Source organism: Pseudomonas sp. ABC1 (assembly GCF_013395055.1).
GTDB lineage: Bacteria > Pseudomonadota > Gammaproteobacteria > Pseudomonadales > Pseudomonadaceae > Stutzerimonas.
On record NZ_CP058349.1, the window covers coordinates 618,229 to 642,951 of the forward strand.

At 62.1% G+C, this 24,723-nt stretch carries 19 protein-coding genes, 1 tRNA gene and 1 riboswitch; of the genes, 10 read left to right on the plus strand and 10 right to left on the minus strand.

Going from position 1 to position 24,723, the window contains the following annotated elements:
* Positions 1-5: 5 nt before the first annotated feature.
* The 5 genes from HW090_RS02490 (at position 6) to HW090_RS02510 (ending at position 6,569) form a co-directional block, all read left to right on the plus strand.
* Positions 6-1,124 carry a Gfo/Idh/MocA family oxidoreductase gene (locus tag HW090_RS02490; RefSeq protein ID WP_373416378.1) on the plus strand — a complete coding sequence of 373 codons (1,119 nt, stop codon included), beginning with the start codon at positions 6-8 and terminating at the stop codon, positions 1,122-1,124.
* Positions 1,117-1,902, plus strand: coding sequence for a thioesterase II family protein (locus HW090_RS02495; RefSeq protein WP_179111995.1), 786 nt, complete (start codon positions 1,117-1,119; stop codon positions 1,900-1,902). The genes HW090_RS02490 and HW090_RS02495 overlap by 8 nt, the downstream gene beginning before the upstream one ends.
* Before the next feature lie 12 nt (positions 1,903-1,914).
* A complete protein-coding gene (locus HW090_RS17965; RefSeq protein ID WP_179111996.1) occupies positions 1,915-4,851 on the plus strand; it encodes a salicylate synthase in 2,937 nt (978 codons plus the stop codon).
* A 186-nt stretch (positions 4,852-5,037) separates the two neighbouring features.
* Positions 5,038-5,604, plus strand: coding sequence for a 4'-phosphopantetheinyl transferase (locus HW090_RS02505; protein ID WP_179111997.1), 567 nt, complete (start codon positions 5,038-5,040; stop codon positions 5,602-5,604).
* A 56-nt stretch (positions 5,605-5,660) separates the two neighbouring features.
* The gene (locus HW090_RS02510) at positions 5,661-6,569 is read left to right on the plus strand and encodes a LysR family transcriptional regulator (protein WP_179111998.1); all 909 of its coding nucleotides are present in this window, start codon (positions 5,661-5,663) and stop codon (positions 6,567-6,569) included.
* 15 nt (positions 6,570-6,584) lie between these two features.
* Here HW090_RS02510 and HW090_RS02515 read toward each other — a convergent pair whose 3' ends face one another.
* The 7 genes from HW090_RS02515 to ercA form a co-directional block, all read right to left on the minus strand.
* Positions 6,585-8,546 carry an integrase arm-type DNA-binding domain-containing protein gene (locus HW090_RS02515; RefSeq protein WP_179111999.1) on the minus strand — a complete coding sequence of 654 codons (1,962 nt, stop codon included), beginning with the start codon at positions 8,544-8,546 and terminating at the stop codon, positions 6,585-6,587.
* Between the two features lie 226 nt (positions 8,547-8,772).
* Positions 8,773-8,848: transfer RNA gene (locus HW090_RS02520), tRNA-Gly, on the minus strand.
* Positions 8,849-8,916: 68 nt separating this feature from the next.
* Positions 8,917-9,474, minus strand: coding sequence for a CDP-diacylglycerol--glycerol-3-phosphate 3-phosphatidyltransferase (gene pgsA, locus HW090_RS02525; protein ID WP_179112000.1), 558 nt, complete (start codon positions 9,472-9,474; stop codon positions 8,917-8,919).
* Positions 9,475-9,507: 33 nt separating this feature from the next.
* Complete coding sequence (gene uvrC, locus HW090_RS02530) at positions 9,508-11,328, minus strand: excinuclease ABC subunit UvrC (protein ID WP_373416358.1); 1,821 nt, start codon at positions 11,326-11,328, stop codon at positions 9,508-9,510.
* The gene (gene uvrY / locus HW090_RS02535; RefSeq protein WP_179112001.1) at positions 11,328-11,972 is read right to left on the minus strand and encodes a UvrY/SirA/GacA family response regulator transcription factor; all 645 of its coding nucleotides are present in this window, start codon (positions 11,970-11,972) and stop codon (positions 11,328-11,330) included. The genes uvrC and uvrY overlap by 1 nt, the downstream gene beginning before the upstream one ends.
* A gap of 138 nt (positions 11,973-12,110) precedes the next feature.
* Positions 12,111-13,820: a NahK/ErcS family hybrid sensor histidine kinase/response regulator gene (locus HW090_RS02540; protein ID WP_179112002.1), complete on the minus strand. Its 1,710-nt coding sequence runs from the start codon at positions 13,818-13,820 to the stop codon at positions 12,111-12,113.
* The gene (gene ercA / locus HW090_RS02545) at positions 13,804-14,967 is read right to left on the minus strand and encodes an alcohol dehydrogenase-like regulatory protein ErcA (RefSeq protein ID WP_179112003.1); all 1,164 of its coding nucleotides are present in this window, start codon (positions 14,965-14,967) and stop codon (positions 13,804-13,806) included. The genes HW090_RS02540 and ercA overlap by 17 nt, the downstream gene beginning before the upstream one ends.
* A gap of 696 nt (positions 14,968-15,663) precedes the next feature.
* Positions 15,664-15,872: riboswitch (cobalamin riboswitch) on the plus strand.
* A 111-nt stretch (positions 15,873-15,983) separates the two neighbouring features.
* Here ercA and HW090_RS02550 point away from each other — a divergent pair.
* Genes HW090_RS02550 through HW090_RS02570 form a run of 5 tightly spaced genes read left to right on the plus strand, consistent with a single transcriptional unit; the run spans position 15,984 to position 21,604 of the window.
* A complete protein-coding gene (locus HW090_RS02550; protein WP_179112004.1) occupies positions 15,984-16,760 on the plus strand; it encodes a class I SAM-dependent methyltransferase in 777 nt (258 codons plus the stop codon).
* Positions 16,761-16,789: 29 nt separating this feature from the next.
* On the plus strand, positions 16,790-18,925 hold the full coding sequence (locus HW090_RS02555) for a TonB-dependent receptor (protein ID WP_179112005.1): 2,136 nt from the start codon (positions 16,790-16,792) through the stop codon (positions 18,923-18,925).
* Complete coding sequence (locus tag HW090_RS02560) at positions 18,925-19,845, plus strand: ABC transporter substrate-binding protein (protein ID WP_179112006.1); 921 nt, start codon at positions 18,925-18,927, stop codon at positions 19,843-19,845. Before HW090_RS02555 ends, HW090_RS02560 begins: the two co-directional genes overlap by 1 nt.
* Positions 19,842-20,840, plus strand: coding sequence for an iron ABC transporter permease (locus tag HW090_RS02565; protein ID WP_179112007.1), 999 nt, complete (start codon positions 19,842-19,844; stop codon positions 20,838-20,840). Before HW090_RS02560 ends, HW090_RS02565 begins: the two co-directional genes overlap by 4 nt.
* Positions 20,837-21,604, plus strand: coding sequence for an ABC transporter ATP-binding protein (locus HW090_RS02570; protein WP_179112008.1), 768 nt, complete (start codon positions 20,837-20,839; stop codon positions 21,602-21,604). Before HW090_RS02565 ends, HW090_RS02570 begins: the two co-directional genes overlap by 4 nt.
* Positions 21,605-21,707: 103 nt before the next feature.
* Here the strand turns inward: HW090_RS02570 and zigA are convergent, their stop codons facing one another.
* The 3 genes from zigA to HW090_RS02585 all read right to left on the minus strand — a co-directional run bounded on the left by zigA (position 21,708) and on the right by HW090_RS02585 (position 24,722).
* Positions 21,708-22,904, minus strand: coding sequence for a zinc metallochaperone GTPase ZigA (zigA, locus tag HW090_RS02575; RefSeq protein WP_179112009.1), 1,197 nt, complete (start codon positions 22,902-22,904; stop codon positions 21,708-21,710).
* 11 nt (positions 22,905-22,915) lie between these two features.
* On the minus strand, positions 22,916-23,323 hold the full coding sequence (gene dksA / locus HW090_RS02580) for an RNA polymerase-binding protein DksA (RefSeq protein WP_179112010.1): 408 nt from the start codon (positions 23,321-23,323) through the stop codon (positions 22,916-22,918).
* Positions 23,324-23,384: 61 nt separating this feature from the next.
* The gene (locus HW090_RS02585; RefSeq protein ID WP_179112011.1) at positions 23,385-24,722 is read right to left on the minus strand and encodes a dihydroorotase; all 1,338 of its coding nucleotides are present in this window, start codon (positions 24,720-24,722) and stop codon (positions 23,385-23,387) included.
* Position 24,723: the final 1 nt, after the last annotated feature.

Here is a 24,723-nt window from a genome sequence, read left to right on the forward strand (position 1 = left end):
CCGCCATCAGAAAGAACCGGCGCGTGCTGGTTGTGGGTGCCAAATTTGGCGAGGTGTATCTCAACGCCTTCATGCAGCCTCTGCCGGGTCTTGAACTGGCCGGTCTGCTGGCCCGAGGTAGCCGCAGAGCCCAGCAATTGTCACATGACTTTGGCATTCCACTCTACACAAGCCTTGAGCAAGTTCCGGACGATATCGACATCGCCTGCGTGGTGGTGCGCTCGACGGTGGCTCATGGAGAAGGCAGCCAATTGGCGGCAGCGTTATTGAATCGGGGCGTCCATGTGGTGCAGGAACACCCCCTGCACCCGGATGATATTGCCCGGCTCCAGTCGCTTGCTGAAGAACATGGCCTGCTGTACTGGGTCAACAGCTTCTATCCCCATGTACCGGCAGGTCGCTGCTGGATAGACCGGGCGACCCGAATCCGCCATTGCCTGGATGGTGAGGTGCCATGCTCCGCGCACCTGACCACCAGCCGCCAGTTGTTGTATTCGACGTTGGACTTATTGCTGCAAGCGTGTGGTGTTCCTGCGGGCGGCGAGATACAGGTTCAACTACTGCAGGGTGCCGACGCACGTTTCGTGCCGATCAGCTTGATGCTTCCGGGTGGATGTCACGCCGTGCTGCGCTTGCAAGCCTATCTGGACCCGTCCGATCCCGATATGTACAGCCTGGTAATGCACCAAGCCAGCCTGCTTTGGCCGTCAGGCTATCTGACGCTGGAAGCAAGCTATGGGCCTGTACTGTGGACGGGGCTTTTCCATGACACGCAGCACGACAGCCGTGATCGCACGATGTACCGCTATGCCCAGGAGGAAGATGCCTATGCGCGACCGACTTCCATGATCCTGCACGATGCAGCCAAAAACTGGCGTGACGCCTTTGAAATTGATGGCGCTGCGGGTATTGCGCATGTCCTGCACGGGCTTTGCCTGGTTTTGGATGGTGCCAGCGTTCCGGCAGGATTCAGTGCAGCACACCAGTTAGCGTTGGCTCGCTTGTGGCTCGATGTCCTGCACATCGTTCCACCTGTGACTGAGCAGCATCTGTCTCCACCGAAATTGATCAGTTGGAAAGAACTGGCAGCAGATCAGGAAGAGGAAGGAGGCACGGATGGATAGCCTGTTGCCTCTTTGCAGCCCGAACGAACCCGGCACTGGAGACCTCCATCTAGTGCTTTGCCCCTTTGCCGGTGGGAGCGCCAGTGCCTTTCGGAGTTGGCGCGATCTTCAGCCTGTCGACTTGCAAGTCTGGCTGGCGGTTTATCCAGGGCGCGACCATCGAATGAGCGAGCCCTGCGCATCAAGCATTGAAGAACTTGCCGACCAAGTTTTGGTGGCGATTCGGACACAGAAAATCGACTACCAGCAGCTCGTCATTGCTGGCCACAGCATGGGGGCTCAGGTGGCCTATGAGGTTTGTGCTCGCCTTGAGCAGCAAGGCACAACTCCACATGGCCTGGTTCTTTCTGGTTGCCATGCGCCGCATCTTCAAGGCCGTCGCCTCATCAGCCATTTGGAAGATCGCGCCTTCCTGGAACAGTTGGTTGCCATTGGTGGCAGCGCCCAGGAACTGTTGAACGAACCTGGCTTGTGGCCTGTGTTCATGCCGATGCTGCGAGCGGATTTCCGCGCAACCGAAAGCTATGGGCTGCCGCAGGCATTGGCTGCTGATCGCCAACTGCAAACGCCAGCTTTGCTGATCTATGGCAGCGCAGACCAGGAAGCCTGGGACTCGGAGGTCGATGCCTGGAAAAGCTGGCTATGTGATGCGAAGGGGCCGGTAGCCATTGCTGGCGACCATTTTTATGCCACTCGGCGTCCGAGAGCCTTTCTGGAACACATCCGACGCCGTTTTGAACTGGATTTCGCGCACATGCCGATGTGCGCTTGCAAATAAAGGAACCTTGTTATGACAGCCGATATATCCGCCACCAACTTGAATCAGTACGACAAGCCTTTGCTTCTGGGTCATTGCCTATCGCAATGGGCACATGACTATGGCGAGCGCACGGCCCTGGTCAATGAAAGTGGTGAATCCCTGACCTATACCGCCTTGCAAGAACGCGTCGAACGTCTGGCCGGTGGCTTGTACGCTGCTGGCCTGCGAGCAGGCGACCATGCCATGGTCCATTTGCCCAACACGTTCGGTTTCTTCTACACGGTATTTGCGCTACTGCGTTTGGGTGCCATTCCCGTGATGGCAATGCCCAATCAGAGGGAGCAAGACATAGATGCTTTGATGGCGCTTGCAAAGCCAGCCGCTTATTTCATCCCTGATGACACAGGTGAACACGACTATCTGGAGCTGGCGCGCAGGATGCAAACCAAACATGAAGGCCTGCGACTGGTGGTCATGGATGGGGACGCAGAGTCCGAAACACGCAACGTGCTGATCCTAGAGACACTGCTGGGGCCCACCTGCCCATGGCCTGAACAAGATAGAAGTGATATCGCCTTGCTGCTGCTTTCAGGTGGCACAACGGGCACGCCGAAGCTGATTCCCCGCACGCATGGGGACTATTTCTACAATTTCACTGCATCTGCCAACCTGTGCGGATTCGAGCGCGACATGGTTTTTCTGGCGGTGCTGCCCGCCGCCCACAATTTCACGCTTGCTTCGCCTGGCGTTCTGGGGACCTTTCAATGCGGCGGCAAGGTGGTAGCCACAACCTCAGCCAGTTGCGATGAGGCCATGCCGCTGATTGAGCAGCACGGCGTCACGCATGTGGCGCTGGTGCCACCACTGGCCAAACTGTGGGTGGAAGGTCGTGAATGGGAGGACAGTGATTTGTCCAGCCTCAAGCTCATACAGGTCGGTGGCGCCAGGCTGGAGGCCGGATTGGCCCGGCAACTGGTCGATGTCATTGGATGCCCACTGCAGCAGGTCTTCGGCATGGCCGAGGGTCTGTTGTGCTACACACGGCTGGACGACCCAATCGAAACCATCATTCATACCCAAGGTCGGCCTTTGTCTCCCAAAGACGAGGTTCGAATTGTCGATGAGGACGACCGAGACGTTCCTGAAGGACAAGTCGGGCAGTTACTGACCCGCGGCCCCTACACGATTCGCGGCTACTTCCGCGCACCGATACAGAACGCATCCAGCTTCACCGAGGATGGTTTCTACCGATCCGGTGATCTGGTCCGCCGTGACAAAAGTGGCAATCTGATCGTGGAAGGCCGCATCAAGGAGCAAATCAACCGCTGCGGTGAGAAGATCTCCGCAGCCGAAGTTGAAGAAGCCATCAGTTCGCTGCATGGCGTTCATGCCGCCGTGGCCATTGGGGTTCCCGACGATTTGCTGGGTGAGCGAATCTGCGTTTTCATCAAGCCGGAGGGACAGACCATCGACCCAATGAGTATCAAGACGGCTCTGCGCGAGAGGGGTCTGAGCGACTACAAGGTACCAGACCAGATCGAGACCATTGACGAGTGGCCTTTGACCGCCGCAAGAAAAATCGACAAACGGCGTCTGGTTGTCATCGCAACTCAACGGGCTTCAGGGGCGGCCGAGACCGTGCCGTCACGTTACCAGCAAGAGACTATGGCAACAGATACATCGCCATTCGAACTGGCTGTGAAAGTGGTCGACTTCATCCGTCATGAAGCCAGTCCCTATGTCTTGTATGAACATCATGGAGAATGGACGCTGGGGCTGGGAAGCGCGATGGAAATTATGGTCGACTCGAATGGAACGGTTCGACGCAGTGATGGGAAGACTTGGCAAACCAGTTCAGCCAGTGAAGGTATCGAGCAGGCGCTGGTAGATATTCCTTTCGAACACTGGCGTGCTTATGGCCGAGCTGATTTCGAGTTCGCCTATCTGACCTATGGTGTTGAGAACCCTCACAATGCTGGTCCGTTGTTGCGAATCGTGATTCCAAACAGCGAAATCCGCTTCAGGCGTGAGTCGGTGCAACTGCGTGCCCTAAGTGCCGAGGAGATCCCCCGTTTGAAGGCCATTGTCGAGACGGCCGAAAAAAATGTGCTGTCCAGTAGTGATACGCCTATCGCGTTGGATGTGCGTTCAACGGGTGGTGCTCAATACCGTGAAATCGTGGCCTCTGCCGTACAGGACATGCAGGAGGGCCGCTACCAGAAAGTTATCCTCTCTCGTCCTGTCGAGGTTCCGTCCACCGTGGACATGGTCGCCAGCTACTACGCTGGGCGGCAGTCCAATACGCCCGCCCGCTCGTTCTTGTTACAAGACGGCGAGTTTCAGGCATACGGCTTCAGCCCGGAAATCGTCGTGACCGTTGATGGCGAGCGCAATGTGACGACCCAACCCCTGGCGGGAACACGCGCATTGACGGGGAATCAGGATGCAGACCGGCAACTTCGCGAAGAACTGGAGTCAGACGTGAAGGAAATCGCCGAACACGCGGTCTCGGTGAAGCTCGCTGTCCAGGAAATGTTGCAGGCATGCCAGCGTGAATCAGTCATTGTGGACGACTTCATGAACGTGCTGGAGCGCGGTAGTGTCCAGCATCTGGCATCACACGTGAAAGGCATCCTGGCGCCTGGAGCCAGCGCATGGACTGCATTCGAAAAGCTGTTCCCAGCCGTCACGGCATCCGGCATCCCGAAAAAGGAAGCACTGGAAAGCATCAGCCGGCATGAAGGGCGCAAGAGGGGGCTTTACAGCGGATGCGTGTTGATTGCGGACAGCGACGGTTCGCTGGACGCCACCTTGGTGCTGCGATCAGCGTACCGTGAGGCAGGCAAGGCATGGCTGCAAGCCGGTGCGGGGTTGGTGCCGCACTCAACACCAGAACGCGAATGGGAAGAAACGTGCGAGAAGCTAACTTCCGTGGGGCCTTACCTGTTTGCCTCGAAGGAGCATTGACTCATTCCTCCAATGTTTTCGTGGCTTGATCACGCGGTAACGGCGTGGATTCCTGATCTTGGTGGCCTATTGGAATTGCCGACTGACGTTCGGCTCACCGGACTTGCCTTTCCAACTGCCCTGGGGATACAGGCCGAAGCATGGCTTCCCCAGGGCAGTTGGGCGTTGCAATGCATGGTGAGGGACATGGGCACCAAACGGCGAAAGGAATTCCTCGCTGGACGCCTCTGTGCCTACCGATCTCTGTTAGCCATGGGGGTTGTCTCTGGCTTTCCCTTGGCTGCAAGGGATCGGTTACCCGTTTGGCCGTCGGGTGTGCTGGGCAGTATCAGCCACTGCACATCAATTGCCGTGGCCATGGTAGCCCCTACATCAAGGTTCCATGCCTTGGGAGTTGATGTCGAATCATTGATCTCACCCTCCACCGTGGCGGACATACAGCGCAGCGTTGGCAGTGATAGCGAGTTGATCTGCTTGGCAGGGGCCATTCCATGCCGCGCGCGGGCACTGACGCTGCTTTTCTCCGCGAAAGAAGCGCTCTACAAGGCACTTTATCCGTTGGTGCTCCAGTTCAAGGATTTCCATGCTGCGGAGATCGTCGATTGTGAGGCCAAGTCGCTTGTCCTGCGTCTGACTGAGGACTGGAGCGAAGAATGGCGTCGCGGAGCCTGCGTGAATGTGCGGTACGTATGGCTGAACGACGAGGTGCTGACAGCCATATGTTTGCCGTACGCACAGCCAATTCACTCATAGCTGATTGGTTGCGCCGGCCTCCATCTATCAAATCGTGAGAAAGAAGGAAAAAGCCAATGGAACTGCGCCATCTTCGTTGTTTTCTTGCCGTAGCAGAGGAACTCCATTTTGCCCGTGCCGCTGAGCGGCTCCATATCGAACAATCACCACTCTCACGGGCAATTAAAGAACTCGAAGATGACATGGGATTGAAGCTTTTTGCTCGCAATCGCCGTGGCACTCAGCTCACTCCAGCTGGCCGAGCATTCCAACAGGACGTACGCAAGCTGTTTACCTCGATTGAGCAGGCCCGAGAAAATGCCAAGTCCGTTGCTACGGGGCGTCGGGGGATATTGCGCATTGCCGTTTCCGACGGCGCAACTGAACCGCGTTTATCAACCTGGCTGGCGCGCTGCCGCGCGGAAGAACCTGAAGTAGAGGTGCGAATTACGGAGGCTCCATTGGCCGAACAATTACGTGGGCTACATGAGGGGCACTTCGACGCAGGGTTCTCGCGTGCTAATAATGCTGGCAATGGAATCGTGGCTGAGGCCGTTTGGCACGACCCTTTACTGCTGGCTGTTCCTGCTCGCCATCCATTGCTTGCACACGGTCGTGTTCCACTGAGTGAGGCAGTTCGCTATCCCGTAATTGCGTGTCACCCCGACGTATGCGAAGGTTATTGCCGTCAAGTCTCTCGCTTGCTGTGTGCGCTTGCGGATGAACCTGAGCTGGTTGAGCATGCAACCTCTCTGGACATGATGCTGACTCTGGTGGCAGCGGGTTATGGGATCGGCTTTGTGACTGCGGCGCAAATGAGGGTATGCCGCCACCCAGATGTCGTTGCACGTCCCATCATGGATAGAGAAGAAGCGATACTGACAACCTACCTTTTGCGGAAGGAAGGTAACAATTCAGATCAGTTGAATCGCTTTATCTCACGCCTGAATGATCTATCCAGGGTTCCTTCCATCCAATTTCAATAGACGCTCCTTTTATGCTCAGATTCGTGAGAAAGCGCTTTCCGGAGACAAAGGCTGGCTATCATTACGATGTGAGATTGCATCACTAACCAGCTTTCGCACGCTTTCGCGTACCTGATCAGGGAACTCTGGCAATGTGACTTCAACCTCAGAAGCAGAAGATGCTGCTTCCAGTAGCACTTGCACTATCTTGCCCAGATTGGTCGGTGTCACGATTTCGATAGCCGCGCGGTTATCCAGACCTGGGTGCGGCTTGGTCAACAGGTGGTACAGATCCCATGTGTCAGCTGCAGGAAGCTGTTTGAGTACCACTTGAGCCAATTTGAGCTTGAGCGGCACCAGTTGCCAGTCTGGTATGCGCTGCCCCCGGTTGCCCAGGCTGATTGACAGCAGCTTACCCGCTTTCAGTTCTCGGTTGATCTGGTCCTTGGATTTACCCGCCAGCTTGCCGAATAGAGGCACCGGCAGGATGTTCGGTGATTCGTAGATGGCCAACATTTCCTCGCGCTCGCGCTGAATTAACGACACCTCGATTTCTGGTTGAGCCGCCTTTTGCAGAACGGGCACAGCAGGAAGGCGATGGAAGGTCGTGTTTTGGTCGATCGTACTGACCACAACAGGAACAGTGCCAGCAGGCGAAACGGCGTTTATCTTTTGCGTTGTTCCCGTAAGCCGTTCATCTTCGATCATGGTCGGCATGCCTTCGATGCTGATATTCAGGTGTGCGCTGGCAGCTTCTACCTGGTTTTGCTCTAGAAGGTCGAGACGGTCAGCCCAGTCCTGCATCATTTTGCGCCGTGGCTCAACGTACATGGCATGGTTGTACGCCGCGCTGACCTGATTGGGATCGCTATGCGACAACTGTGCATCGACCCAGATTTTCAGATAACCCACTTCGTTGAGCGCAGTCGAGATAGTGCCGCGGATGCCGTGCCCGGTCAGCACATCCTTGTAGCCCATGCGGGTCAAGGCATAGTTGAGGGTATTTTCGCTGATTCGCTTCTTCAAATCGCTACGATGCGACAGCAGGTAACGTTGGGCGGGTTTCACTTCGTTCAGTAAGTGGCGGACGATTTCCATAGCCTGCACCGAAAGCGGCACGATATAGGGCGGAATATCCTGCGCACGCTTGCCTTTCTTGCGCATGTCGAGTTGCAGTTGCTTGACCACTTCGGGCGGAATAGTCCACAGCCCCTTGTCCAGATCGAACTGATCTGGGGTCGCCAGGCGCAGTTCGCCCGTGCGCACCCCGGTCAAAAGCAGCAGACGGATGCCCAGTTGTGTGGTCAAGGCACCACGATAGCCGCGCAGCTTCTGCAGCAACTCCGGCAACTCTGGCAGGCGAAGGAAAGGATTGTGAGCCACCGGGGGTTTGGGAACAGCTACGACATCCAGGTCGGACGCTGGGTTGACCTCCATTCGTTCCACCTTAACCAGGGCATAGCGGAAAAGTTGGTTAAACCAAGTCCGGACCTTTTCGGCGGTGGTGAACGCTCGGCGCTGTTCGATCTTGGCCAGTACGTCAAGCAGGTCGGTGCGGCGGACATCGTAGATGGAAAGCTTGCCCAGCGTGGGTAGCACATCTTTCCCGAAAATTCGGTTGATCTGCGACAGCGTACTCTGGCGACCCTCCTTGAGTTCCAGTTTCCGATGCTCTACCCATTGCAGGAACACTGCCTTGAAGGTGTGCTCATCTGCCAGTTTCACAGCCTGGCGCTTGTGTTTGCGATCGAGCTTGGGGTTGATGCCTTTCGCCAGGAGCGCACGCGCCTGATCACGCAGCTCTCGGGCTTCACGCAGGCCAACTTCAGGATAGGTGCCCAGAGACATGCGTTTTTGTTTGCCCGCCCAGCAGTAGCGGAAGTGCCAAGTGCGGCCGCCTTGAGCAGTGACAGCGAGAGAAAGACCGTCGATATCGCCTAGTGTGTAGGCTTTGCCAGTTGCTTTGGACTTGCGAACGGCCATGTCGGAGAGTGCCATGGTGTAGCTCCTAACTTGCAGAGTTAGGGCCCATCCTGGACTCGATCACCGCTCGCACCCAGCAACAATGCGGAACCACGCTTACCCGTATTTATGGACTAAATTATGGACTAAAAAGTCGCAGATACAGGTGGATTTCAGTGGACGTTGCTGGAATGAAAAAAGGACCCGAAGGTCCTGTTTTCAACGATTTACAGACGTCAGTGGATGTCTGTAAATCATAAATTGGAGCGGGAAACGAGACTCGAACTCGCGACCCCGACCTTGGCAAGGTCGTGCTCTACCAACTGAGCTATTCCCGCTTGTCTTGGTGACAGGGCGACATTCTATAGATTCCAAAGGCGCCGTCAACCCCTTGATTAAAAAAGTTTTATTTCTTTTCCTCGGGATTCAGGTGCGGCCAGGCGGCCAGCAGGTAATGCACCATGGACCAGATGGTCAGCGCAGCCGCTACCAGCAGCAAGGCATACCCCAGGCCGACCCAGATGGTCAGGGCCGGCGGGTTGGCCAGCAGGATGACCAGCGCAACCATTTGCGCCGTGGTCTTCCATTTGCCCAGGCTGGAAACCGCCACGTGCGCCCTCGCCCCCAGCTCGGCCATCCACTCGCGCAGGGCCGAGACGACGATCTCGCGACCGATGATGATCACTGCCGGCAGCGTCAGCCACAGGTTGGCGTGTTCTTCGACCAACAGCACCAGTGCCACCGCGACCATCAGCTTGTCGGCAACCGGGTCGAGGAAGGCTCCGAACGGCGTGCTCTGTTGCAGGCGGCGCGCCAGGTAGCCATCCAGCCAGTCGGTGACGGCGGCCACCGTGAAGACCGCGCTGGCGGCCAGGTAGCTCCAGCCGAACGGCAGGTAGAACAACAGGACGAAGATCGGAATCAGCAGTACCCGAAGTACGGTAAGAATGTTGGGAATGTTCATGGATACCATTGATCGACAGATTTGGTGGGGATTCTACTCACTGTGCAACGTTGCATAAATCGACTCGGCAAGCTTTTTACTGATACCCGGTGCCTTGGCAATCTCGTCGCTGCTGGCACGGGACAACTCCTGGAGCCCACCAAAGTGCTTGAGCAACTCGCGGCGCCGCTTGGGACCGATGCCAGGCACATCCTCCAGCGTTGACGTACGCCGCGTCTTGCCACGCCGTGCGCGGTGCCCGGTGATAGCGAAACGGTGCGACTCGTCGCGGATCTGCTGGATCAGGTGCAGGGCCGGTGAATTGCCCGGCAGGGTGAACTCATGGGCGATATCATTCAGGTAAAGTGTTTCAAGTCCAGGTTTGCGCGTGACACCCTTGGCCACGCCAAGCAACGTCAGCCCCTGCACACCCAGTTCCTCGATCACTTCCCGGGCCATGTTCAGCTGCCCCTTGCCACCGTCCACCAGCAGAATGTCCGGCAACTTGCCGGCGCCATCCACCGACCTGCGCAGGCGCCGCGTCAAGGCCTGGCGCATGGCGGCATAGTCGTCCCCCGCCGCCACGCCCTCGATGTTGTAGCGACGGTAGTCGGACTTGATCGGCCCCTGCGGCCCGAATACCACGCAAGACGCCACGGTCGCCTCACCGCTGGAATGGCTGATATCGAAGCACTCCAGCCGCGCAGGCGGCGCATCCAGTTGCAGGGCTTCCGCCAGCGCCTCGAAACGCGCCTCGACATGCTGACGATTGGCCAGGCGCGCCGCCAACGCCTGCTCGGCATTGGTCAGGGCCAACTGCTGCCAGCGCGCCCGCGTACCACGCACACGGTGCGCAATACCGATCTCCACGCCATGCAGTTGAGCCATGGCATCGATCAGGGTGGCGTAATCCTCATGCATGGCATTGACGATCAGCTCACTGGGCAAGTCGCGCTCCTGCGCGCTCAGGTAATACTGTTCGAGGAATGCCAGCAGGACGTCCTCGGGGCGCTCCTCGATGGCTACCTTGGGGAAGAAGTTCTTGCCGCCCAGCACCCGCCCGGCGCGCACACTGATCAGGTGCACACAGGCACCGCCCGGACTGGCCACCGCGGCAACGACATCCACATTGCCATGGCCGCCCTCCATGCTCTGCTGGTCCTGCACCCGCCGCAACAGCGCGATCTGGTCACGCAACTGCGCAGCCTGCTCGAAATCCAGCGCCATCGCCGCCTGCTCCATCGAACGCGAGAGTTCGTCGGCCAGGGCATTGCTGCGGCCTTCGAGAAACATGCTCGAGTGGCGCACGTCCTGCGCATATTCCTCGGGCGACACCAGCCCGACACAGGGCGCCTTGCAGCGCTTGATCTGGTATTGCAGACAAGGCCGGGTACGGTTGCGGAAGTAACTGTCCTCGCACTGGCGCACCAGGAAAGTCTTCTGCAGCAGGTTCAGGCTCTCGCGTATCGCCAGGGCACTCGGATAAGGCCCGAAGTAGCGGCCACTTTCCTTCTTCGCACCGCGATGAATCCCCAGGCGCGGATAGTCGCCGCTGGACAGCAGGACATACGGATAGGATTTGTCGTCGCGCAGCAGGATGTTGTACGGCGGACGCCACTGCTTGATCTGCGTCTGTTCGAGCAGCAGGGCCTCGGTCTCGTTCGAGGTGATGGTGGTTTCCACCTGGGCGATCTTCGCCACCAGCGCTGCCGTCTTCGGTGCCTGCCCGGTCTTGCGGAAATAACTTGAGAGGCGTTTCTTGAGGTTCTTCGCCTTGCCGACGTACAGCAGGTTGCCGTCGCTGTCGAACATGCGGTAGACACCTGGCCGTCCGCTGCAGGCGGCCAGGAAAGCGGACGAGTCGAAAGTGTTCATCAGCTGATGGCGTCGACCATTCCGTGGCGTACGGCAAGCAGCGCCAGCTCCACGTCGCTGGAAATCCCCAGTTTCTCGTAGATGCGGTAGCGATAAGTATTGACGGTCTTCGGCGACAGGAACAGCGTGTCGGAAATGGCCTGGACCTTCTGGCAGTTGGCGATCATCAGCGCAATCTGCATTTCCCGCTCGGACAACAGGTCGAAGGGCGATCCGTCTGCTGACGACTGGAACGGCTTGAGTGCCAGTTGCTGAGCGATTTGCGGACTGATGTGGCGCTGCCCGGCAAAGACCTTGCGGATGGCCTGCACCATTTCATCCAGTGCCGCACCCTTGCTCAGGTAACCCGCGGCGCCAGCCTGCAACAACCGAGTCGGGAAAGGATCGTCCTCGCATACCGTGACCGCGATCACCTTGAGGTCCGGATGACTGCGCATCAGTTTGCGCGTGGCTTCCAGGCCGCCGATGCCTGGCATCTTCACATCCATCAGCACCACATCGGGCTTGAGCTCGCGGGTCTTGCTGATCGCTTCCTCGCCGGATTCGGCCTGACCGACGACATCAAGCCCTGTGATATCGGCCAGCATACGGGCGATTCCCGTGCGTACCAGATCGTGGTCATCGACCACCAGCACCCTAATCAAGCTGATACCTCGTTGTACGCAATTGAATCTGGACAGAGCAAATGGCCTGCGCAGGAGACTGTAGCAGACCGCCAGGGGGGAATGCCCGCCTCCACGGCGTCCATGTTGCCGGGAAGCATTACCCTACCTGAATAAGGGTTATGAAACCCTGCCTGGGTCCGGTTCCGCAAGCACTTCGCGTCGTTGCACCAGATGGCTCAGGACCGAACGCATCTTGCCAGCCTTCACCGGTTTGTTCAGCACGGGTACGTTGAGGCCCTGCAATTGCTGGCGGCACTGGTCGCTGCGATCCGCGGTGATCATCACCACCGGTATCGCCCTGGCGAAGTGGCGCCGCACGCTCTGTGCCACGTCCCAGCCAGTCACACCAAGGTCCAGGTGGTAGTCGGCCAGTATCAGGTCGGGCGCCCGTGACGCCAGGACCGCAAAGGCTTCCTGCCGATCCGTCGCCGTCAGGACCTCGCAGCCCCACTGCTCCAGCAAGGCACGCATGCTCAGCAGGATGCTGACCTCGTTGTCGATCACCAGCAAGCGGCGCCCTGGCAGGGGGTCACCCACCACCGGCACCAGCGCCGGAAACCCGGCCTGCGGCTCATCCACAGGTTGCCCCAACGGCACATGGACGCTGAACATGGAGCCATGCCCGGCTTGCGACAGCACTTCGATCCGGTAATCGAGCATCTTCGCGATACGCTCGACGATCGCCAGGCCAAGCCCGACCCCTGCCCGCTCCACAGCTCTCTGCACCCCCAACTGGTTGAACTCCAGGAAGATCGACTCGATCTGCTCCGGCGCGATGCCCCGGCCGGTGTCCCAGACCTCCAGGCGCACGTGCCCATTGCGCTTGCGCGCGCCCAGCAGCACACGCCCCTGGTCGGTGTAGCGGCAGGCGTTGCTGAGGAAGTTACGCAGGATGCGGGTCAGCAGGCGGAAATCACCTCGGATGGTAACGGCCGGGATATAGCATTCGAGTTCGAGCCCCTTGGCCTGGGCGACCGGTTGGAACTCCGACAACAAGGGGCGGAAGATCTCGTCCAGCCGGTAGTCGTGGATATCCGGCTTGATCGCACTCTGATCCAGCTTGGAAATATCCAGCAGATCGGTCAGCAGGTCCTCGGCCCCTTCGAGCGCCTGGTGGGCACGTTCCACCAGTGTCTGCTCGGCCACGGGCAGGCTGCGCTCGCGCAGGGTCGAGATCAGCAGCCGCGCGGCATTCAGGGGCTGCAACAGGTCATGGCTGGCCGCTGCCAGGTATTTGTCCTTGCTGAGGTTGGCCGCCTCGGCGGCATCACGCGCCTCGCGCAGCTCACTCGTGCGCTCGGCGACACGCAGTTCCAGTTGCTCATTGAGCTGCATGAGATGCAGTTGGGCCTGCTTGCGCTCGGTGATGTCGGCGACGAACCCTTCGACCAGCGCCTCGTCACCCGGCTTCAGCAGCAGGTTCATCATCACGTCGATGGCGCTGCCGTCCTTGCGACGCAGGCGCGTTTCATAGCCGAACAGGCCTCGCTCCTGGCTCAACGTCCGACGGATGCTGACGAGCTCGGCCTCCCCACCGACGAACAGGTTGTGCGAGCGCTTGCTCAGCTCGCACATGGCCTGCTCGACCGACTCATAGCCCAGCATCCGTACCAGCGCCGGGTTCGCCGCACGCATGCCGCCCTGCAAGCCGGCCTGGAAGATGCCGTGAACAGCATGCTCGAACAGCCACTTGTAGCGGTTGCGCTCTTCCTCCAGCTCTTCGAGCCGTGCCTGCAACTCCGGGTAGTGGCTCTTGCGCGCCGAATGGGTGCCCAATCCGAGCAGGCCGGCCAGGGCCTGTTGCTGCTCGTCAGAGGGCTTCGGCATAGACGACCTCGACATCACGCTGTGTCGACGAACGCGGGTTGGTCAGGATGCACGGGTCCTGCATGGCGTGTTTCGACAGCATCGGAATATCGGACACCGAGACCCCGTGCAGGCTCAACGTCTGGCGGAAACCCACGGACTGCTTGAACTCGATCAGGTGCTGGACCAGGCGATTGCGGATCTGCACGTGGGTCAGGCCGCGCACGTCGATGCCGAAGGTTTCCGCCACCACCTTGAAGCGCTCCGGTGCCGCTTTGTAGTTGAAGGCCACCACATGCTCCACCAGCGAGGCGTTGCACAGCCCGTGCGGCAGGTCGAGATAGCCGCCCAGGCTGTGGGACATGGCATGCACGGCGCCGAGAATGGCATTGGAGAACGCCAGGCCGGCCTGCATGCTGCCCAGCATGATCTTCTCGCGCAGGGCGATGTCCTGCGGGTTGGCGATCATCTGCACCAGGTTGCCATTGATCAGCCGCATGGCCTCCAGCGCGTGGGGGTCGGTCAGCGGGCCGTGCCCGGTGGAAACGAATGCCTCGATGGCATGCACCAACGCGTCGATCCCGGTACAGGCGGCCAGGAACGGGTCCATGCTGAGCGTGGTTTCCGGATCGATCAGCGACACATCGGGCACCGCGGCCTTGCTGACGATGGAGAACTTCATCTGCTCTTGCTGGTTGGAGATGATCACGAACTGCGACACGTCCGCCGAGGTGCCCGCCGTGGTCGGGATGAGGATGAGCGGCGGACTGGGCACACGCAGCGTGTCCACACCTTCAAACTCGGTGATCGGCCGCCCATGGGCGACGGCGATGCCGATACCCTTGGCGCAATCCATCGGGCTGCCGCCACCGACCGCGACGATGGCGTCGCACCCTTCGCTGCGATACACCTCGCTGCCATGCATGACTTCATGGGTACGCGGGTTGGGTGAAACATCGGTGAACAGGCAATGGGCGATGTTCTGCCGCTCCAGGCTGGCCTGTACGTCCGCCACCCAGCCCGCCGCGACGACGCCGGGGTCGGACACTAGGAACACCTTGCGCGCGCCGAAATTGGCCGCGCAATTGCCCACGCTGTGGCGGCAACCGGCACCGAAAATGATTTCCGGAGAAACAAATTTGCGCTGCAAGCTGATGTCCGGGCTCATGTAACGCTCTTTATTATTTTGTAACGGTCGGCACAGCCTACTGCATTGCTCAACCATTGCAATGCATACCAAGGTTGTGTCCGGACGACCACTTCCCCCCTTGCCTGGCGCCTCCGTTCCGGGCAGCGCTCCGGCATGATCGAACGGACGCACCGCCATGGTTCGCTTGCGCAAGCCCTACCCTGTGGTTATAGTCCTGCGCCGCGACGATCCGGCCGAGAATGCAACACGTTCCCGAATGAAGTTTCGAGAACGGAAGGCCGCCGGATGTTGCAACCGCTTGCCCGAGTGGTGAAATGGTAGACACAGGGGACTTGAACATTTGAGCCCTCAAGGGGAAACCCCTGAGGTGAAGCCCGTCAAACTCGGCGAACGCCCTGGATATCACGGTATCCGAGCCAACGCCGAGCCAAGCCCGGTCCCGCGACCGGGAAGGTGTAGAGAGCAGACGGCGGGCACCTACGGCTGAATGATGGCTAGGGTGAAGGCGTGCTCCAGACCACGAACGCAGCGTTCCAACGGACGCGACGGCGGCGAAAGTCGAAGTGGTAAGAAAATCCCCCGCTGCAAGGCGTGCCGGTTCGAGTCCGGCCTCGGGTACCAGTTAAAAGGCCACTTCCGTCCTTGCGGAAGTGGCCTTTCTGCTTTCAGATCCGGCCTGGCACAACCGATTGACGTAACCGGCCGGCGATGTTCAGATGCCCGACTGTTTCAGGTGTCCCATGTCTTGCGGCATGGGGTTAAACGGGAAGCCGGTGCGTCATCTGCATTGACCAGTCCGGCGCTGCCCCCGCAACGGTAAGCGAGCGAAACATTCGACAGACCACTGTGCCAGCCGGCATGGGAAGGTGAATGTTCCATGCCCCTCGCAAGCCCGGAGACCGGCCTGATTCCAACGAACGGCAACCCGCGGTGGGCGGGCGCAGACCGATGGGCAGGCCATTCCCCGCACCGCCCACCCTTGCGCACATCCCCTGCCCGGCTGCCAGGCCCCATCCTGTGCAACTGGAATCACGATGCCCACGCCATCCCCTGCTGCGCCGCCTGCCACCTCGGTCTGGAGTGACCGCGAGGCCGCCTTCTATGCCGAACACCTGGCGGCGTCCGACTACCTGTCCACGGTAGGTACAGCCCTGCGCCAGACGTTGGGGCACTGTGGCGACCTGCTCGACATCGGCGCAGGTTCCGGCCTGCTCGGCCAGGCACTGCTGCAAGACAGCGGACGCTGGACAGCCCTGGAACCCAACGCCTACATGCGCACCTGCATCAGCGCTCTCGCAGCCCGAACGCCAGGTATCGAGCTGCGCCTGCATGACAGCCTGTGGCAAGACATCCCCCGTCTTTCGCTGGCGCCCGCCGAGGTGGTGCTGTGCGCCAATATCCCGGTGGCGGACGGCCAGGCACGCCACCTTCTCGAACATGTCCGCCCCCTGGCACGCCGAGCCCTGGCCTGGAACGTGCCGGCCCAGGAAGGCCCGCGCACCTATTGCCTGTCCGGCTTCCTGCCCGCCTCTCTGCACGGCAGCGACACCACCCCCGGCCACCTGCTGGTGCTGGACGACCTCGGCGAACGGCTGCGTCCGGACGCCATTCACTTCACCCACTGGCGCTTTTCGACCGTCTTTCCCCACTACGACGATGCCCTGGCGCATTTCCAGGAAAAGCTCGGCCCCCTGGACAAACAGCGCCTGCGGCACTTGCACGCCCACCTGCGCGAACACTTGCAGGAAGTTCCCGGCGGCTGGCTGGCCAGCGCCCCCAAATGTGCCGCCACGCTGATCTGGCACGCCTGACCACGCGACTCGAAGACAGAGGACACCACATGCCTTACACACGTATCACCCTTGGCAGCCTGCCTCTGCTGTTCGGCATGGCAGGCATTGCCGTGGCGGACAGCAGCCCCGGCATCCTGCAGATGGACTCATCGCTGATCAGCGCGCCGCGCGCCAATGAGTCCCTCAGGGACACCACCTCCACGGTCCAGGTCATCGACAGCGAACAGATCGAGCGCTCGTCGGCACGCAGCCTCACCGACCTGCTGGCCGAGAATGCCGTCGGCTTCTTCAGCGAATGGACGCCGGGGCAGACCTCGATCAACATCCGTGGCGGCTCCACCGACGGCCAGGGCCGCGATTACCGCAGCCAGGTGACGGTACTGGTCAACGGCCGCCGCTCGGGTACGGCGAACATCTCCAAGCTGTCGCCAGCCCAGGTGGCGCGCATCGAGATCATCCGCGGCCCGGCATCGGTGATCTACGGCAGCCAGGCCATCGGTGGAGTGGTCAACATCATCACCCGTGACGGGCGCAACACCAGCGGCAACGGCGCCACCCTGCAAGCCGGCTCCTGGGGGCTGGGCCAGGGCTCGCTGTACAGCAGCGGCATGCTCGGCGCGCTGGACTATTACATCGGCTTCGATGCCGGGCGCCGCAGCGACTACCGCAGCGATGACGGCACCCAGCACAACACCGCCTGGAAACGCCGTGGCGGCCTGCTCGCCCTCGGCTACGACGCCGGCGACGACCAGCGCTTCGAGCTGACCCTGCGCTCCGACGGCATCTACGATGCCGGCTTCCGGGGTTCGCAGTGGGACTACAACAACTACGACAACCGCTACAACCAGTCCATCGAGGCCAACTGGACCGCGCGCGTCGGCGACTGGATGAACTGGGCGGCCCAGGCCTATGCCTTCCGCGACGTCGACGACCTGCACTGGGGCTCGGAACGCCAGAGCAGCGGCGCCGCCGGCTTCAGCAAGGACAACATCGAGCGCAAGCTCAGTGGCTACGGCCTCAGGCTGACGCCCCAGATTCTGCTGGGCCCGAGCACCGACCTGCTGCTAGGCGTCGACCTGGAGAAGAGCAAGCTGCGCAATGAGCGCTTCCGTGTCTCGGTCAGCGGCTCCACCAGCAGCCAGGCCGCGCCTTACGACATCAACTCCGACGACCTCTCCGCCGCCCTCTATGCCGAGCTGATCCAGCGCCTGCTGGACGATCGCCTGACCCTGCGTGGCGGCGCCCGCTACAGCTATGGCCGCTCATCCACCGTGGCCACCGATCACATGCCACTGCTGGAGGAGAAGACCCGCAGCTTCAATGACGTCACCTACAGCCTTGGTGCCGCCTTCCAGGCACTCGACTGGCTGAAACTGCGTGCGGGCGTCTCCACTGGCTTCCGCGCTCCACTGGCCGGCGAACTGGCGGCCGACTTCACTACCACCAGCGGCACCCAGACCCTGGGCAACGCCAGCCTGAAGGCGGAAACCAGCCTGCAGTTCGAAACCGGCCTGACCGTCGCCCACGGCAACCAGTTCTTCGATCTGGCACTGTTCCAGAACCGCATCCGCGACCGCATCACCACCCGACCGCTGAGCAGCACGGTCAGCCAGTACACCAATGGCCAGGGCGATGCGGTGATCCGTGGCCTCGAAGCACAATGGCAATACGACCTGGCCAACGCGCTGGCCCTACAGGGCGAACAGCTACTGCGGCTGAACGCCAGCGGCATCTGGAACTTCGACATGGAAGACCGGGGCGCTTCGAGCACCCTCATCGGCACGCACCGCGACCAGATCCAGCGCATGTACCAGCACCAGGCCAGCCTGGGCCTGATCTATGGCCGGCAGAACGCCTGGGACCTGGGCCTGACGGCCATCCTGCGCGGGCCGATCTTCTACAACACCGAAGAGAAACTGCTGATCCCGGCGGGCGAACCGCATGCCAACTACGTGCACCGCAAAGCGTCGTTCTGGGTCTTCAACCTGCGTGGCAACTACCAGCTGACCCGCGACCTGTCGCTGTTCTCGGGCATCAACAACCTGTTCGATATCGACCGCAGCTCGCTGTTCATCGCCACCGGCAACCACTCCACCAGCGCCGACCCGGCAGCCTCGAACGGCGGCCTGGGCAACAGCAACCCGGGACGCGAGCTGTACCTCGGCGCGCATTACCGCTTCTGATGCCGCGTATCTGGCCGCTGTGGCTGATGCTGCTGAGCGGCATCGCGCTGGCACAGCCCGTCGACAGCCAGGGCTTTCCACGCCTGGTGGTCGACGCGCTGGGTCGCCAGGTGGAAATCCCCGCCAAGCCCCGGCGCATCGTCGCGATCTTTGCCAGTAACGTCGAAATCCTCAACGGCATCGGTGCTGGCGATGCCATCGTCGGTGTCGAGGCCTTCACCCGCTACCCGCCGGAGATCGCAGAGCGCGCCAAGGTCGGCGGTCGCCTGGGGTTCTCCGTGGAAGCGATCGCACGCCTGCGCGCAGACCTTGTGGTGATGACCCCGGCACGCCAGGCCGCGACGCTGGTCGAGCCGCTGCAACGCATCGGCATTCCGGCGCTGGTGCTCGACCATCGCGACCTGAACACGGTCATGGCGAATATCCGCCTGCTCGGCAGCGCCACCGGCAACGAGGCACAGGCCCGGCAACTGCTGGCCAACCTGGATGCGCGTCTGGAAGCGGTACGGGCGCGCCTCGCCGGGCAAGCGCCGGTTCGCGTCTACCTGGAAACCGGCGCCAGCGAGCGTGGCACCTACCTGAGCGTGCGCGACGGCACCTACACCGCCGATATCCTGCGCCTGGCCGGTGGCGAGAATGTCTTCGCGGGCAATGCGCTGAGCCAGGTCGGAGGCGAATCGGTCTTTCGTGCCAACCCCGGGCATATCGTCGTCGCCGGCCCGCCCGAACGCTTGCAGGCACTGCCGCAGCGCCCGGGCTGGGCCAGCATTGGCGCGGTACGCGACAACCGACTCGCGGCACTGCCCAGCGCCCTGCTGCTGATCCCCGGCCCGCGGGTAGTCGAAGGTGTCGAGCAACTGGCACGCCTGCTGCACCCTTCGGCCTTTGCCGAGCCATCGCCTGGAATGCCCTCCCCATGACCCGTACTGCGCGTTACCGCCTGATCTGCCTGTTGCCACTGCCAGCCGTGCTACTGGGACTCTGGCTGGGCGCGGACCTGCTGGCCCCGCACGATCTGGCAGAGCTGTTCGACACCCGCACGGCGAACAGCCCGTTTGGCCAGTTGCTGGTGCACTGGCGCCTGCCGAGGGTGCTTGCCGCCTTCTGTGTCGGTGCCTGCCTGGGCCTGGCCGGGGTGATTTTCCAGGGCGTCTTCCGCAACCCACTGGCCGAACCTTACCTGCTTGGCAGCGCCCCCGGCGCGGCGGTCGGCGCGGCCATCGCACTGCTGGTGCCGCTGCCGCTTGCGGTGGCACTGTCCCTGCCGCTGCTGGCCTTCCTCGGTGCCTGGGGCGCGACCCTGCTGGTACTGGCCATCACCCGCCTGACCCGCATCACCGACACCAGCGGCCTGCTGCTGGCCGGCATTGCCGTGGCGGCCCTGCTCGGCGCCTTGCGCAGCCTGTTGCTGCTGGCCCTCTCCGACGAAAGCGTGAACCTGCAGGTGGTGCTCAGTTGGACCCTGGGCGGTATCCATACGCCAGACTGGTCGTCCCTGGCCCTGCTCGCGCTGCTGACGGCCCTCGCCCTATGGCTGACCCTGCGCCTGGCCCACGGCCTGGACCTGCTCGGCCTGGGCGAACAGGTGGCCCAGAGCATGGGGCTGAACCCCAGGCGCTTCAGCCACCAGGCGCTGTTGCTGGCGGCGGCCATCACCGCCCTGGCGGTATCCTGGGGCGGCCTGGTCGGCTTCGTCGGCCTGGTCGCACCGCATGCCGTGCGCTGGCTGCTGGGGCCGAGCCACAAGCGGCTGGCACTGGCCAGCGCGCTGGCTTCGGGGGCGTTGCTGGCGGTTCTCGATGGCCTCGCCCGTGCCCTGCTACCACCGGCCGAGATTCCCCTCGGGCTGCTGACCGCACTGATCGGCGCGCCCTTCTTCCTGTTGCTGCTGATCCGTGCGAGGCCTTCGCCATGACCACTGCGCCGATACGCCTGAGCGCACACGACCTGTGCATCGATCTGTCCGGCAAGCGAGTACTGGACGGACTGGATCTGTCGCTTCATGACGGCGAACTGCTGGTGCTGGTCGGCCCCAACGGCTCGGGCAAGAGCACCGCCCTGCGCAGCCTGGCCGGGTTGCTGGAGCCTCGCGCGGGCGAGGTACGCCTGGACGACCAGCCACTGGCGCGCCTTCCCCCGCTGCAACGAGCCCGTGCACTGGCCTACCTGCCGCAGGACTTTCGCAGCCAGTGGGACCTCGACGTCGCGGAGCTGCTCGCCCTCGGCGCCAGCCGGGGCGGCAGGTCTGCAGAGGGCAAAAAGCCGGCGATGGTCGCGGATGAGCTGGTGGATTCACTGGATATCGGTGCACTGCTGACGCGCCGCCTGTCGCAGCTGTCCGGCGGCGAACGCGCCCGGGCCGCCATCGGTTGGGCACTGGCGGCGGGATCGCCGTTGCTGCTCGCCGACGAGCCGACCGCAGCCCTGGATGTCGGCCACCAACTCGCCCTGATGCGCTACCTGCGCACACGCCTGCCGGGATGCTCGATGCTGCTGGTGCTGCACGACCTGGGACTGGCGATGCGCTTCGCCGACCGCATCGCCATTCTTTCTGGAGGTCGCCTGCTGTACAGCGGCACACCGGAGCAGGTCCGTCACTCGGGTGCGCTGGAGCAGGCTTTCGCCAGCGATATCCTGTGGACGCCAACCCCGGAGGGCTTCTACCCAATCGTGCGTTGAGCGATGACCGCTGGCAGCATGGCGCTGGGCATGGAGACGTCCCGCGCCCATCGAACGTCCGCGGCCCCGGAGCGACGCGCGCTGCAGAAAGCCTTGCAGTGGCTCAGCCCCAAGGCCCGAAAGGATCGGCAAGCCGCTGCCAGGCCTCGACCCCGGCGGCCATCTCCTGGTCGTCGAGCAGGCAGGCATCCAGCGCTGCCGTCAGTCGCTCGAAGTCGATGTTCTGGCCGATGAACACCAGTTCCTGGCGGCAGTCGCCGGCCTCGGGCGTCCAGTTTTTCAGGATGGCTTGCAGGCCCTCTTCGTCCTGCGGCCACTGCGCCCTGGGCACGAAGCGCCACCAGGCACCCGCCAGGCCATGGCGCATCAGCCCCCCCGCCTGTGACCAGCTCCCCGCTTCGCGGTACTTGCTGGCCAGCCAGAAAAAGCCCTTGGAGCGCAGCAGGCGGCCGTTGCTCCAGGGCTGGGTGACCAAGTCGTGGAAGCGCTGCGGATGGAAGGGACGCCGGGCGCGGTAGGCCGTGGCGGCAATGCCGTACTCCTCGCTCTCAGGCACATGCTCGCCACGCAGTTCCTTGAGCCAGCCCGGCGCCTCGGCGGCGCGCTCGAAGTCGAAGCGGCCGGTGTCGAGGATACGCTCCAGCGGCACCTGGCCCATGCTCACCGGCAGGATGTCCGCATGGGGGTTGAGGCTGCGCAGGATGGCCGTCAGTTCCTCGCGCTCGGCGCTGGCGATCAGATCGATCTTGCTGATCAGCAGCACGTCGGCGAACTCCACCTGTTCGATCAGCAGGTCGGTGATCGAGCGCTCATCTTCTTCGCCCAGGCTCTCGCCACGACTGGCCAGGCTTTGCGACTCATGGAAATCGCGCAGGAAATTGACCCCGTCGACCACCGTGACCATGGTGTCCAGCCGCGCCAGGTCGGACAGGCTGCGGCCCTGCTCATCGCGGAAAGTAAAGGTCTCGGCCACCGGCAGCGGCTCGGCGATACCGGTGGACTCGATCAGCAGGTAATCGAAGCGGCCTTCTCGCGCCAGACGGCTGACCTCCTGCAACAGGTCCTCGCGCAGGGTGCAGCAGATACAACCGTTGCTCATCTCCACCAGTTTCTCTTCGGCACGGTTGAGGCTTACATCGCGCTGCACCTCGCTGCCGTCGATGTTGATTTCGCTCATATCGTTGACGATCACCGCCACGCGGCGGTTCTCGCGGTTCTTCAGTACATGGTTGAGCAAGGTGCTCTTGCCGGCGCCGAGAAAGCCGGAGAGCACGGTTACAGGTAGGCGTTGCGGGTTCATGGTTTCCTCGTTCAGTCACGATCACGCTGATGTTTTTCGCGCTGCTCCTGGCGCTCCTTGGCTTCGATGCACAGGGTCGCGGTGGGGCGCAGCAGCAGGCGTCTGAGGCCGATGGCGTCGCCGGTTTCGGCGCACCAGCCGTATTCGCCACGTGCCAGGCGTTCGAGCGCCTGGTCGATCTTGTCCAGCAGTTTCTTCTCGCGCTCCAGCAGGCGCAGTTGCCATTGCCGTTGCTCCTCGGCGCTGCCGATATCCGCCGGGTCGCTGCTGGGTTGATGCTCGCGCAAGGCCTCGAATTCGTTTTCGATACGTGCTTGCAGCTCCTGGCGCTGCGCCAGCAGCAGCTCACGGAAGAACGCCTGCTGGCGCTCATCCATATAGGCGCTGGCGGGTTGTCGAAGGAGCTCCTGTTCGGTCATGGCGATACCTGGCGATATAACGTGGTTTTATCGACGGGCGCATGGCCCGCCCTGTCCTCAGTCAGCGCTCGAAGGCGAGCGGCAGCCCCTGGCAGTCGTCCTGCACGCGCCCGCCGTGCCAGGCCAGTTGCCCGGAGACCAGGGTGGTGCGCACGATGTGGCGGAAACGGCGCCCCTGGAACGGCGTCCAGCCGCACTGCGCCAGCAGCGGTTGTTCTTCCACCGGCCAGGGGCGCGGCAGGCGTTCGACCAGGGCCAGGTCGGCCCAATAGCCTTCGCGCAGGTAGCCACGCTCGCGGATGGCGAACAGCTCGGCGACCGCGTGGCTGGTCTTGTGCACCAGCCGGGTCAGCGGCAACACCTTCTCGTCCACCAGTTCCAGCAGGGCCGGCAAGGCGTGCTGCACCAGCGGCAGGCCCGCCGGCGCCAGGGCATAGTCGCGCTGTTTTTCCTCCAGGCTGTGGGGCGCATGGTCGCTGCCGATCACGTCGATGCGGTCGCACAGCAGCGCCTGGCGCAAGGCATCGCGGTCGCTGCGCTGCTTGATCGCCGGGTTGCACTTGATCAGGTGGCCGAGGCGCGCATAGTCGCTGTCGTCGAACAGCAGATGGTGCAGGCAGACTTCGGCGGTGATGCGCTTGCCTGCCAGCGGGCCGGGCTCGAACAGCGCCAGCTCGCGGGCCGTGGTCAGGTGCAGCACATGCAGGCGGGTGGCGAAGCGGCGGGCCAGCCCGACAGCCAGGCTGGACGAGCGGTAGCAGGCCTCGGCATCGCGGATCAGCGCATGAGCGGCGGGCGGGATCGCCGCGCCATACTGCGCACGCAGCCGCGCCTCGTTGCGCAGGATGCTCGGCGTGTCCTCGCAATGCGCCAGCAGAATGGTCGGCACGCAGGCGAACAGCCGCTCCAGCAGCACGGGATCGTCCACCAGCATGTCGCCGGTCGAGGCCCCCATGAACACCTTGACCCCGGCCACCTCGCGCGGGTCGAGGGCGGCAACGGTGTCCAGGTTGTCCTGGCTGACACCGAAGTGAAAGCCATAGTTGGCCCGGGCACCACGGGCCGCACGGCGTTTCTTGTCGGCCAAGGCTTCCAGGGTCAGGGTTGCCGGGCGGGTGTTGGGCATGTCCATGAAACTGGTGATGCCCCCCGCCACCGCCGCCCGCGACTCGCTGGCGATACAACCTTTGTGCGGCGCACCTGGCTCGCGGAAGTGCACCTGGTCATCGATCATGCCCGGCAGCAGCCATTGCCCGTTGGCATCGATCTCCATCCGGGCGCGCACGCCCTCGATACTGCCGGCGATCTTCTCGATACGCCCATGGGCGACTAGCAGATCGCCGTCGAACTCGCGCCCTTCGTTCACCAGGCGGGCATTGCGGATGAGGATATCGGCCATG